The sequence below is a fragment of the Rhodoferax sp. genome (assembly GCF_037143375.1).
Classification (GTDB): domain Bacteria; phylum Pseudomonadota; class Gammaproteobacteria; order Burkholderiales; family Burkholderiaceae_C; genus Rhodoferax.
This window is the reverse complement of sequence record NZ_JBAWYV010000030.1, coordinates 1-12,089: the sequence shown is the minus strand read 5'-3', so window position 1 is coordinate 12,089 and position 12,089 is coordinate 1. Positions and strand designations below refer to the sequence as shown.

Here is a 12,089-nt window from a genome sequence, read left to right as displayed (position 1 = left end):
AAAATTCATTAAAACTTTTGATTTATGAAAAACTTGCGAAATAAACTTACCCGGGGTCGCATGGCGCTTTTTTGGAACCGCTCAGATCCTCAGGTGCCACCCACATACGGGTTGGTTTTGCGCTCGCGCCCAAACGTGCTTTCTGGTCCGTGTCCTGAAATAAAAACCGTCTCATCGCCCATCGGCCACAGGCGGGTAACGATGCTGTCAATCAGGGTGTCGTAGTCACCTTGGGGGAAATCACTGCGCCCAATGGCCCCGGCAAACAGCACATCACCTACAAAAGCCCGTCCGATCTCCGGAGAGTGAAACACGACATGGCCGGGGGTGTGCCCCGGACAGTGGCGCACATCTAACGTGCAGCGGCCCACTGTGACTTTGTCGCCGTCAAACAACCAGCGCGTGGGCGTGAACGCCTCCGAATGGGGAAACCCAAACATCTTGCTTTGCTCGGGCAGGCCATCAATCCAGAACTGGTCTGCCGGGTGCGGTCCGATGATGGGCAGACTGAGCTTTTCCGCCAACTCGGCAGTACCACCCGCATGGTCAATATGGGCATGGGTTTGCCAGATCTGAGTGAGCTTCAAGCCCAAGCGATCGACTTCAGCCAACAGCACATCAAGATCGCCACCGGGGTCGATGACGGCCGCCTCCATCGTCTCATCGCACCAGAGGAGGGAGCAGTTTTGCAGAAAAGCGGTCACGGGGATGGTTTTGTAGTTCAACATAATTTATAAGTCTTTTAAGCCTCTAGCCCACGTATTCATTGCGTAAGTAGCTATTTATTAAATAGCGTATTCAATCGTGATCGGCGCGTGGTCTGAAAACTTTTCGCCTTTGTAGATGGACTCAGTTTGCGCCGTGGCGGCCAAGGCCGGGGTGGCCAGGTGGTAGTCCAGACGCCAGCCCACATTCTTGGCGTAGGCCTGGCCCCGGTTGCTCCACCAGGTGTAGGCCGCGTCGGTGGCGGTGGGTTGCAGTTGCCGGTACACGTCCACCAACCCGGCCTCGTTCAGCAACTGCGTCATCCAAGCGCGCTCTTCTGGCAAAAAGCCGGAGTTTTTGCGGTTGCCTTTCCAGTTCTTCAAGTCAATTTCCTGGTGCGCGATGTTCACGTCGCCACACAAAATGAATTCACGCCCGGCCTTGAGTTGCGTCAGGTGCGGGTACAACTCGGCCAGAAACCGGAACTTGGCCTGCTGACGCTCGTCGCCGGAGGAGCCACTGGGAAAGTAACAACTGATGATGGATTTTTTAAGCGTCGGGGTGTCAAAGCGCAATTCGACATAACGCCCCTCCGAATCAAACTCGGGGGAGTTGTGGCCCACGATCACGTCGCTGGGCTCTTGGCGAGAGTAGACACCCACACCGGAGTAGCCCTTCTTTTCAGCGAAATGAAAGTAGCCCTTGAGCCCCGCCAATTCTTCAAAGCGGCCTTGCACATCCACCGCCTGCGCTTTAACCTCTTGCACGCAAATACAATCAGGCTTGACCTGCGTCAGCCAGGCCTCCAGGCCTTTGGTGGTGGCGGATCGGATACCGTTGAGATTAAGGCTGGTCAATTTAAACAAGGAAGTTCCCATGTCAGAGAGTGTTGCAACCGTTACTGGACAAGCCCCGGCGCAAGATGCGTTGGCCCAGGATTTTGTGCAGTTTGCGGTGGATTGTGGTGTGCTTCGCTTTGGAGAATTTAAAACCAAGGCGGGCCGCATGAGCCCTTACTTTTTCAACGCCGGTCTGTTTGACGACGGTGCCAAGCTCGGAAAACTCGCGCAATTTTATGCGCAGCGCCTGATTCAAAGCGGCCTCGAATTTGACATGATTTTTGGCCCTGCCTACAAAGGCATTCCATTGGGGGCAGCGCTTGCCGTGGAGTTGGCTCGACTGGGGCGCAACGTGCCCTTTACCTACAACCGCAAGGAAGCCAAAGACCACGGCGAAGGTGGCACGCTGGTCGGCGCGCCCCTGCAAGGCCGTGTATTGATCGTGGACGATGTGATGTCTGCCGGCACGGCGGTACGCGAATCCATCGCCATCATTCAGGCCGCCGGAGCCAAGGCGCACGCGGTCGTGATCGCGCTGGACCGGCAAGAAAAAGCCACTGAAGGCGGCGTAGACGTTGAACACAGCGCCGTTCAATACGTGAAGAACCAGTTGGGACTTCAGGTTTGTGCGATTGCGAAACTGTCGGATTTAATGCAGTATCTGGAAAAACACAGCACAGGCACCGGGGCCAGCGACCACCAGCGGGTGCTGGCTTACCGGCAGCGTTACGGCGTCGAAGAAAGTTAACCATGACAAACCCCAACCAGTCTCACATCAAACGCAGCTACGCAGGCATGAGCGCAGGCTTGTTGATCGCTGGTTTATCCGTCGCCGCCTCTGCCCTCGCTCAGTCGGATCAGCCCTCTGGCATTTACAGTTGCACTGACGCACGTGGACGCAAGCTCACCTCAGACCGACCCATTGCAGAGTGCAATGACCGCGAACAAAAAGTGCTCAACCCCAGTGGCACGTTGAGAGCCCGGGTCGGCCCCACCCTGACCCAACAGGAACGTGCAGACATTGAGGCCAAAAACAAAGCAGACATCGAAGAACGTGCCCGCCTGAATGAAGAAAAGCGACGTGAGCGGGCACTGTTGATCCGCTACCCCAGCAGAACGGTCCACGACAAGGAACGTGCCGCAGCTTTGGCACAGATTGGGGTGATTCGTCAGGCTGCGATCAACCGCGCGCAAGAATTACTGGTGCAACGCACCGACATCGACAAGGAGATGGAGTTTTACAAGAAAGACCCGGCCAAGGCGCCACTTTCCCTTCGCCGTCAAGTGGACGAAGTGACCCAAAGCCTGGCCGTGCAGGGACGCTTTATTGCCGATCAGGACGCCGAGTTCAAACGCGTCAATGCCCGTTTTGACGAAGAACTGGTGCGTCTGAAACAGCTGTGGGCCATGATGGCACCCTCGTTACCAGCAGCCAGCAAAACCCGCTGAGCCGCCCCGGCGGGTACCGCTTCAGCCCAACTTTTGGCGCAGCAGGTCATTGACTTGCTGCGGGTTGGCCTTGCCTTTGCTGCCCTTCATGATCTGGCCGACCAACGCGTTGAGCGCCTTGCCATTGCCGGCCTTGTACTCCTCGACATTTTTGGGGTTGGCGGCCAACACATCGTCCACAATTTTTTCCAACTCACCCGAGTCGTTCATTTGCTTGAGGCCGTCGGCTTCGATGATCTGGTCGATGCGGCTCAAGGCCAGCTTGTCGTCCGCACGGCCCTCGGACCACAACTTGTCAAACACCTGTTTGGCGGCGTTATTGGAAATGGTGCCATCTGAAATACGTGAGATCAGGGCCGCCAGGTAAACCGCACCCACGGGGCAGGCATCAATAGCGACTTCATCGGCATTGAGGCGGCGCGACACTTCGCCCATGATCCAGTTGCTGGCCAGCTTGGGCTGACCACAACCCTTGGCTGTCGCCTCGAAATACGCCGCGATGGCACGGCTTTGCGTCAAGGCCGTCGCATCCACCTCGGAGAGGCCAAACTCAGTCACAAACCGCTGCGCCATGACGCGCGGCAACTCAGTCATCTCCGAGCGCACACGTTGCACCCATTCATCGGCAATCACCAGCGGTGGCAAATCCGGGTCAGGGAAATAGCGGTAGTCGGCGGCATCTTCCTTGGTACGCATGGCGCGCGTTTCGCCGGTATCGGGGTTGAACAGCACGGTGGCTTGCTGAATCGCGTGGCCGTCTTCGATCTGCTCAATTTGCCAGCGCACTTCGTAGTCGATGGCCTGCTGCATGAACTTGAAACTATTGAGATTCTTGACCTCACGACGGGTGCCAAACGGCGCGCCGGGTTTGCGCACCGACACATTCGCATCGCAGCGAAAGCTGCCTTCTTGCATGTTGCCGTCGCAAATACCAATCCAGGTGACGATTTTGTGCAACTCTTTGGCATAGGCCACCGCCTCGGCGCTAGAGCGCATATCAGGTTGGGTCACGATCTCCAGCAAGGGCGTGCCAGCCCGGTTCAGGTCAATGCCGGTCTGGCCGACAAAGTCTTCGTGCAGCGACTTGCCCGCATCTTCTTCGAGGTGCGCCCGCTCCAGGCGAACTGACATCTTCTGGTCTCCCAAAAAGAACGCAATCTCGCCACCCTGCACCACCGGAATTTCAAACTGGCTAATCTGGTAGCCCTTGGGCAGGTCGGGGTAAAAGTAATTCTTGCGGGCAAAAATGCTTTTAGGCGCCACATGGGCACCAATTGCCAGGCCGAATTGAATAGCGCGCTCCACGGCACCCTTGTTCATCACAGGCAGGGTGCCGGGCAAGGCCAGGTCCACCGGGCAGGCCTGGGTGTTGGGCTCAGCGCCAAACGCGATAGCGGCGCGGCTGAAAATTTTGGATTGGGTAGAGAGCTGGGCGTGGGTTTCAAACCCGATCACCACCTCGTAGCCCATCACCAGCGGCGATTTAAGGCCGGCACGCGCCGGATTGCTGGTTTCAACGAATGCATTCATGTTCAAAATCCCTCGGGCTTGGCCGTGTGCCAATCAGTGGCCTGCTGGAAGCGGTGCGCCACGTTGAGCAGCTTGGCTTCCTGTAAATAATTTCCAATCAATTGCATGCCCACCGGCATGTGGCCAGCGCCAAACCCGACCGGTATGCTCATGCCCGGCAAACCGGCAAGCGATGCAGGCAAGGTAAAGATGTCAGCCAGATAATCGGCTAACGGATCGTTGCCGTGACCGCCCAAGGTCCACGCCACGGTGGGCGCCACAGGGCCAGCGATCACATCGCACACTTGAAAAGCTTGCTGAAAATCGTCGGCGATCATGCGGCGAATTTTTTGTGCCTGCAGGTAGTAGGCGTCGTAATAACCATGCGACAACACGTAGGCACCAATCATGATGCGGCGTTTGACCTCGTCGCCAAAACCTTCGGCCCGGGTCTTTTTGTACATATCGATCAGATCGGTGTACTTCTCGGCGCGGTGGCCAAACTTGACGCCGTCAAAGCGGCTCAGGTTGCTCGACGCTTCGGCCGGTGCAATCACGTAGTAAACCGGGATCGACAACTCGGTGCGGGGCAGCGTGATGGGCACCAGTTTGGCGCCCAGTTTTTCGTATTCCTTCAGGGCGGCTTGCACCGCAGCTTGCACGTCTGGTGCCAGACCTTCCCCAAAGAATTCCGCGGGGACACCAATGCGCAGCCCTGCAATAGATTCATTCAGTGAACGGCTGAAGTCTTCAACGGGCACCTCCAGTGAGGTCGAATCGCGGTCCGGGTCGGGGCCGCACATCGCCGAGAGCAGCAAGGCGCAGTCTTCAGCCGTGCGCGCCATGGGTCCGGCTTGGTCCAAGCTGGAGGCAAACGCCACCATGCCGTAACGCGAAGCCCGGCCATAGGTTGGCTTGATGCCGGTGATGCCGCAAAACGAAGCGGGCTGGCGAATCGAGCCGCCGGTATCGGTGCCGGTGGCCGCAGGCACCAGCCGTGCTGCCACAGCGGCAGCACTGCCGCCAGACGAGCCGCCGGGGGTGCGGGTGCGATCCCACGGATTTTGCACCGGGCCATACGCCGAGTTTTCGTTGGCCGAGCCCATGGCAAATTCATCGCAATTGAGCTTGCCCAGCGTCACCACGCCCGCTTGGGCCAGATTGGTCACCACCGTTGCATCAAACGGCGAGCGGTAACCGATGAGCATTTTGGAACCCGCCGTGGTGACGAAATCTTTGGTGACAAAAATATCTTTGTGCCCGATCGGCACGCCCAGCAATGCCGCCGTTGTTCCAGAAGCTCCTGCGGCCAGTGCCGCATCAGCGGCGCGGGCCTGGGCCAGCGTCACTTCTTCATTGAGGTCCAAAAAAGCGCCGAGCGGGGCGTTGGCCTGAAGTCGGGTCAGAAAATGCTGGGCGGTCTCGACGGCCGAGACTTTGCGCTCGCGCAGGTGGGTGGCCAGTTGGGCCACGGTGAGGTCATGGAGTGCAGGGGTGTTGTTTGTCATTTTTTACTCAATCACCTTGGGAACCAGAAACAGGCCGTTTTCAACCGCCGGGGCGTTGCGCTGGTTGGCTTCCCGGTTGTTGGGCTCGCTGACCCGGTCTTCACGCAGGCGCAAGGCGACGTCCTGAATGGTGGCCATCGGGTGTGCCAATGGCTCAATGCCGGTGGTGTCCACGGCGCGGATTTTTTCAACCATCTCGAAAAAACCATTAATTTGCGTCAACATGCGCGCTCCCTCGGCTGGATTGAGTTCCAGACGAGCGAGGTTGGCGATGCGAGCGATGTCAGCAGAAGTCAAGGACATAGCGTATTTTCAATAGAAACCGGTTGTAAAAGGCCTCGACAGAGGTCTTGCCGGCTAAAGTTTTTACAGGGGATAAGGTATTATCCTGCCTTTGGCCTCCAGCCTGCAAAACTGCTGGAATCTGCCAAATACATACACTTTTGAACTAGACAATATGGCGATGGCCGGTTAAAGCACCTGCCATGCCCGAGAGGATTTTTAAATGTTTGGAGCATTCCGTCAGTATTTTTCCACTGACCTGGCTATCGACCTTGGCACCGCCAACACCCTGATTTACGTTCGTGACAAGGGCATCGTACTTGACGAGCCCTCTGTTGTGGCCATTCGCCACGAAGGTGGCCCGCAAGGCAAGAAAACCATTCAAGCGGTCGGCAAGGAAGCCAAGGCGATGCTGGGCAAAGTCCCCGGCAACATCGAGGCTATTCGCCCCATGAAAGACGGCGTCATTGCTGACTTCACCGTCACTGAGCAAATGCTCAAGCAATTCATCAAGATGGTGCACCCCCGCAGCATTTTTCGCCCCAGCCCCCGAATCATCATTTGCGTGCCCTGTGGATCGACCCAGGTCGAACGCCGTGCCATTCGCGAATCTGCCTTGGGCGCGGGTGCCAGCGACGTCTACCTGATTGAAGAACCGATGGCCGCAGCCATTGGCGCCGGACTCCCGGTGTCTGAAGCCAGCGGCTCGATGGTGGTGGACATTGGTGGCGGCACCACCGAAGTCGGCGTGATCTCTTTGGGCGGCATGGTCTACAAAGGCAGCGTGCGCGTTGGCGGCGACAAGTTTGACGAGGCCATCATCAATTACATTCGCCGCAATTACGGCATGCTGATTGGTGAGCCCACGGCTGAAGCGATCAAGAAAAAAATTGGTTCTGCGTTTCCCGGCAGTGAAGTCAAGGAAATGGAAGTCCGTGGTCGCAACCTCTCCGAGGGCGTGCCACGCAGCTTCACCATTTCCAGCAACGAAATTCTGGAAGCCCTGACCGACCCGCTCAACAACATTGTGTCGGCCGTTAAAAACGCACTGGAACAAACGCCCCCTGAATTGGGTGCCGACATTTCAGACCGCGGCATGATGCTCACCGGCGGTGGCGCCTTGTTGCGCGACCTCGACCGATTGCTGGCCGAAGAAACCGGTCTGCCGGTGCTGGTGGCTGAAGACCCCTTGACCTGCGTGGTGCGGGGTTGCGGCATGGCGCTGGAGCGGATGGACCGCCTGGGCTCCATTTTCACCAGCGAATAACGCGCAGGTGCAGCGATGCCTCTAGGTACGCTGGACGGAACACCTCCCTCCTTCTTCAGACAAGGCCCCTCGGCCCTGTCAAAGCTGGTATTTTTCAGCGCGCTGGCCCTGTTTTTGATGGTGGCCGACGTGCGTTTTGAAATCGCCAAGCCCTTGCGCGTGGCGCTTGCAACCGCACTTTACCCGGTGCAATGGTTAGTCCTGCGCCCCGTGCTCTGGGCCCAAAACAGCGGCAAATACCTTGATGCGCTTCAATCTTCCCAGGCCAGCGAAGAAGCCACACGCCTCCGGTTGGATGTGCAATCCCAACGTGCCAACCAGGTCGAAAGTTTGATCCTCGAAAACTCACGCCTGCGCAAACTCCTGAGTCTGCGCGAGCGGGTGACCACGCCCTCGCAAGCGGCGCAAGTGCTGTATGACGCGGCCGACCCTTACACCCGAAAAGTCATCATCGACCGGGGTTTGACTGAGGGCGTGTTGGCGGGCTCGCCAGTGATCGATGAAACCGGGGTGCTGGGTCAAGTGACGCGGGTCTACCCGCTGGTCTCTGAAGTGACGTTGGTAACCGACCGCGATCAGGCGATTCCGGTGCTTAACACCCGCACCGGTGCCCGGGGCGTCGCCTTCGGTGACTCAGCCTTGCGGTCCAGCGGACTGGAGTTGCGCTTTATGGCGGCCAATGCCGATGTGCAGCCCGGCGACTTGCTCACCACCAGCGGCGTGGATGGCGTGTACCCACCGGGCTTGCCGGTGGCGCGGGTCGCCAAGGTGGAACGCCGTGTGGACACCGCCTTTGCGCGAATCACCTGCACACCTCTGGCGCTGGTCTCGGGCGTCGGCCATGTGATGGTACTAAAGCCGGTCACGGCTCAAATCGCCCCTCGCCCTGCGGCAGAACCGCCACCGGGCCCCATCAAGAAGGGTGGCAAAAAATGATCATGCGCCCGGGGCATCAACTGCTCTTGCCTGCCAACCCTCTGTTCATTTGGGTCAGCCTGCTGGCGGCGCTGGGGCTGTGCATGCTGCAAAACATGGGGCTTTGGGGTCGTTCGGCCTGGATGCCCGACATTTTGGCCTTGGTCCTGGTGTTCTGGAGCATTCATCAGCCACGGCGCATCGGCATCGGTGTCGCCTTTGTTTTCGGCATGCTGATTGACGTGCACCAAGGCGCCATGCTGGGCCAGCATGCCTTGAGCTACACGGTGCTGAGCTTTTTGGCCATCGCCATTCACCGCCGCTTGTTGTGGTTCACGGTGCCCTCGCAAGCTTTGCAGGTGTTGCCCCTGTTTGCGGCGTCTCACGCCATTGAGTTAAGTGCGCGCATGCTGTCGGGGGGCTCGTTCCCGGGTTTCTGGCTGCTGCTGGCGCCGCTGCTTGAATCGCTGCTGTGGCCGGTGATCAGCGTGATCCTGCTGATGCCGCAACGCAGAACGCCCAACCCTGATGCCCACCGGCCGCTCTAAGCCATGATGGAATTGCGCAACGTCGAGGCCGACCTGTCCCGGTTTCGGTCTAGGGTGCTGGTGGCCAGCGTGGCCGTGGTCACGTGCTTTTCTCTGGTCGCCGCCCGCCTGGCTTACCTTCAGGTGGTGCGCCACGACGACCTGCTGGAGCAGGCAGAAAACAACCGCACCGCCATCGTGCCCATCGTGCCCAACCGGGGCCTGATCCTGGACCGCAACGGCATCGTGCTGGCCACCAACTATTCAGCCTACACGCTGGAAGTCACGCCTTCCAAGGTCGTCAGCCTGGAACAGACCATTGATGATTTGTCGCTGGTGCTGGACATCACGCCGCGCGACCGGCGGCGTTTCAAGAAACTGCTGGATGAATCCAAAAGCTTTGAGTCGCTGCCCCTTCGCACACGTCTGAGCGATGAAGAAGTGGCCAAGTTTGCCGCGCAACGTTACCGATTCCCCGGTGTGGACATCAAGGCCCGGCTGTTTCGCAACTACCCCTATGGCGAACTGGCCAGCCACGTGATTGGCTACATCGGGCGCATCAACCCGGCTGAAAAAGAAAAACTCGACGACTCCGACGACCAGGCCAACTACCGCGGCACGGAATACATCGGAAAGCTCGGCGTCGAGCAAAGTTTTGAAGCCCAGTTGCACGGCAGCACCGGGGTTGACTCGGTCGAAACCTCAGCAGGTGGCCGCGCCACCCGCAAGTTGGCCAGCAGCCCGGCCACCCCCGGCAACACCGTCAAACTGTCGATAGACATCAAGTTGCAGCACCTGGTGGAAGAGTTGTTTGGTGACCGCCGCGGGGCGCTGGTCGCCATGGACCCCAAGACGGGCGAAGTGCTGGCGTTTGTCAGCAAGCCCACCTTTGATCCCAACCTGTTTGTCGAAGGCATCGACAGCGACAGTTGGCAGGAACTTAACGAGTCACTTGATAAACCCCTGCTTAACCGGGCGCTGCGCGGCACCTATCCGCCCGGATCCACTTACAAACCATTTATGGCGTTGGCGGCGCTGGAGACCGGTGCCCGCACGCCTGCACAAACCATTTCCGACCCTGGCTTTTTTATCCTCGGCAACCACCGTTTTCGCGATGACAAAGAAGGCGGGCACGGCTCGGTCAACATGTATTCGTCGATCGTCCAGTCCTGCGACACCTACTACTACATGCTGGCCAACGACATGGGCGTGGACACCATCCACGAACAAATGCAACGCTTTGGCTTTGGCGAACTGACCGGCATCGACATCTTTGGCGAGGTGCGCGGCCTGCTGCCGTCGACCGAGTGGAAACGCAAAGCCTACAAGCGCGCCGACCAGCAAAAATGGTACGCCGGAGAAACCATCTCGCTCGGCATTGGCCAGGGTTACAACAACTTCACCATGCTGCAACTGGCCTCGGCCACCGCCACGCTGGCCAACAACGGCGTCAAGATGAAGCCGCATCTGGTGAAGGAAGTGATGGACATCCTGACGCATGCACCGACCACCACTACGCAGCAATCGGTCGGTGAAGCCATCGCCAAACCCGAGAACATTGCGGTCATCAAGGCCGCCATGGTGGGCGTCAATATTGAGGGCACGTCGGCGTCCAGTTTTCGCGGTGCTGCCTACACCAGCGGCGGCAAGACCGGTACCGCGCAGGTGATTCAGATCAAGGCGAACGAAAAATACTCAGCCTCCAAAGTGGATGAACGCCACCGCGACCACGCCCTGTTTACCGCCTTTGCACCGGCGGAAGACCCCAAGATTGCGCTCGCCATCATTGTTGAAAACGCGGGCTTTGGCGCCCAGAATTCAGCCCCCATTGCACGCCGTGTGATTGATTACTGGCTGCTGAACCAATACCCCAGCGTGGAAGACATTGCCGCCGTGCAAAAAGCCCAGGCCACGACCCCGATCGGCAAGCCCCGCGCGGTGGCCGATGTCCCGTGGCCACCCGGCTCACCGGAGATTGCCCGAGCGCCGGACAAGGCCGCCAGCGCACCGAACCAGGCGGCCAGCGTGCCCCTTGGCGCCGCCTCGTTCGTCAAGCGCAGGTAACGCGGTCCCGCCCTGTCTGTTTGGACTTGTACAGCGCCCCATCGGCGCGCTCAATAAAGGCCTGCGCATCATCGCCCGCTTGCAGCGCCGCCACCCCGGCCGACACGCTGACCGTCAGCACCACCTCCTGGGAGCGCCGGTCGCGGATTTTCATGGCCCGGGTTTTCAGACGCACGGTCTCGGCCAGTCTCAGGCTGGCGTCGAGCGTGCTCTGCGGCACCAAGATTGCAAATTCTTCACCGCCGTAGCGGGCCATCGACTGCAACGGGTCCGTCACACAGCTGCGCAACACCTCACCGAGCGCCTGAATCACACGGTCGCCCATGACGTGGCCATGGGTGTCGTTGACTTTCTTGAAATGGTCGATGTCAATCATGATCAGGCAATGCGCGAGTCCCGCCCCGATAGGTTCCGCCAACAGCAAGGCCAGTTGCTGATCGAAACCCTTGCGGTTCAACACGCGCGTCAGAGGGTCCAGCACCGCTTCGTCGCGGGCGCGAATCAGGTCTACCTGCAAGCGCTCCAACTCCTTACGACTGACCAGCACCTGTTGCTCAAAATCTTGGGCCGTGCTTCGCATTTGTGCCGTACCGGCCAGCGCCTGATTGACCATGGGTGTCAGGGCAGAAGCGTCCTGGGTCGTGAGCACGTCCGACAACTCCCGCAACTGGGCCCCAAAAGCGCCAGCCTGGTCTCCGGTACGCAAAGCACTGGCCGCCATGTCCACCATCACCTTTTGAAACTCGCCGCTGATGCGGTGCATCGCCGCCGGATCAACATCGGCGACACAGGTGTGATAGAGCCGATCCAGCGTCTCGTCCGTGAAGCGGGGCTGCATTTTCATGGCGGCCTCAAGGGCATGCGTCAAGCGGGCATTCATGCCAGCGGCATATTCATACCAAACCGTGAATGCCACCGGATTGAACGCTGCATCGTGCTGCCCCATCAAGGCCAGCACGCGACGCAACAATTCGGCGCTCTGCTCTTTTGTTTCTTTGTATCGCAAATTTGTCTCCAACTTTTT

General features: G+C 58.9%; 12 protein-coding genes. 6 read left to right on the top strand and 6 right to left on the bottom strand.

What is annotated here, in order from left to right; all coding sequences use genetic code 11:
- Window positions 1–89: 89 nt before the first annotated feature.
- Both WCG50_RS06980 and WCG50_RS06975 read right to left on the bottom strand, forming a co-directional pair.
- Entirely contained in the window at window positions 90–728 is a 639-nt protein-coding gene (locus WCG50_RS06980; protein WP_336898866.1) for an MBL fold metallo-hydrolase, read from the bottom strand.
- A gap of 57 nt (window positions 729–785) precedes the next feature.
- Window positions 786–1,583 (bottom strand): exodeoxyribonuclease III, encoded by a 798-nt coding sequence (locus WCG50_RS06975; RefSeq protein WP_336898865.1) that lies wholly within the window; start codon window positions 1,581–1,583, stop codon window positions 786–788.
- Between WCG50_RS06975 and pyrE the strand changes: the two genes are divergently transcribed.
- Both pyrE and WCG50_RS06965 read left to right on the top strand, forming a co-directional pair.
- Window positions 1,582–2,292 carry an orotate phosphoribosyltransferase gene (pyrE, locus tag WCG50_RS06970; RefSeq protein ID WP_336898864.1) on the top strand — a complete coding sequence of 237 codons (711 nt, stop codon included), beginning with the start codon at window positions 1,582–1,584 and terminating at the stop codon, window positions 2,290–2,292. The genes WCG50_RS06975 and pyrE overlap by 2 nt on opposite strands.
- 2 nt (window positions 2,293–2,294) lie before the next feature.
- Window positions 2,295–2,993 (top strand): DUF4124 domain-containing protein, encoded by a 699-nt coding sequence (locus WCG50_RS06965; RefSeq protein ID WP_336898863.1) that lies wholly within the window; start codon window positions 2,295–2,297, stop codon window positions 2,991–2,993.
- A gap of 21 nt (window positions 2,994–3,014) precedes the next feature.
- Here WCG50_RS06965 and gatB read toward each other — a convergent pair whose 3' ends face one another.
- From gatB to gatC, 3 genes are read right to left on the bottom strand one after another with little or no spacing between them, the layout of a single operon-like run.
- Window positions 3,015–4,523: an Asp-tRNA(Asn)/Glu-tRNA(Gln) amidotransferase subunit GatB gene (gene gatB / locus WCG50_RS06960; protein WP_336898862.1), complete on the bottom strand. Its 1,509-nt coding sequence runs from the start codon at window positions 4,521–4,523 to the stop codon at window positions 3,015–3,017.
- A 2-nt stretch (window positions 4,524–4,525) separates the two neighbouring features.
- Entirely contained in the window at window positions 4,526–6,010 is a 1,485-nt protein-coding gene (gene gatA, locus WCG50_RS06955) for an Asp-tRNA(Asn)/Glu-tRNA(Gln) amidotransferase subunit GatA (protein ID WP_336898861.1), read from the bottom strand.
- Window positions 6,011–6,013: 3 nt separating this feature from the next.
- Window positions 6,014–6,313, bottom strand: coding sequence for an Asp-tRNA(Asn)/Glu-tRNA(Gln) amidotransferase subunit GatC (gene gatC / locus WCG50_RS06950; RefSeq protein WP_336898860.1), 300 nt, complete (start codon window positions 6,311–6,313; stop codon window positions 6,014–6,016).
- 202 nt (window positions 6,314–6,515) lie between these two features.
- Between gatC and WCG50_RS06945 the strand changes: the two genes are divergently transcribed.
- From WCG50_RS06945 to mrdA, 4 genes are read left to right on the top strand one after another with little or no spacing between them, the layout of a single operon-like run.
- Window positions 6,516–7,559 carry a rod shape-determining protein gene (locus WCG50_RS06945; RefSeq protein ID WP_336898859.1) on the top strand — a complete coding sequence of 348 codons (1,044 nt, stop codon included), beginning with the start codon at window positions 6,516–6,518 and terminating at the stop codon, window positions 7,557–7,559.
- A gap of 15 nt (window positions 7,560–7,574) precedes the next feature.
- Window positions 7,575–8,495 (top strand): rod shape-determining protein MreC, encoded by a 921-nt coding sequence (gene mreC / locus WCG50_RS06940; RefSeq protein ID WP_336898858.1) that lies wholly within the window; start codon window positions 7,575–7,577, stop codon window positions 8,493–8,495.
- On the top strand, window positions 8,492–9,022 hold the full coding sequence (mreD, locus tag WCG50_RS06935) for a rod shape-determining protein MreD (RefSeq protein ID WP_336898857.1): 531 nt from the start codon (window positions 8,492–8,494) through the stop codon (window positions 9,020–9,022). Before mreC ends, mreD begins: the two co-directional genes overlap by 4 nt.
- A 3-nt stretch (window positions 9,023–9,025) precedes the next feature.
- Entirely contained in the window at window positions 9,026–11,065 is a 2,040-nt protein-coding gene (mrdA, locus tag WCG50_RS06930) for a penicillin-binding protein 2 (protein ID WP_336898856.1), read from the top strand.
- Here mrdA and WCG50_RS06925 read toward each other — a convergent pair.
- Window positions 11,052–12,089, bottom strand: a 1,038-nt coding sequence (locus tag WCG50_RS06925) for a GGDEF domain-containing protein (protein ID WP_336898855.1), incomplete at its 5' end; no start/stop codon positions are given. The genes mrdA and WCG50_RS06925 overlap by 14 nt on opposite strands.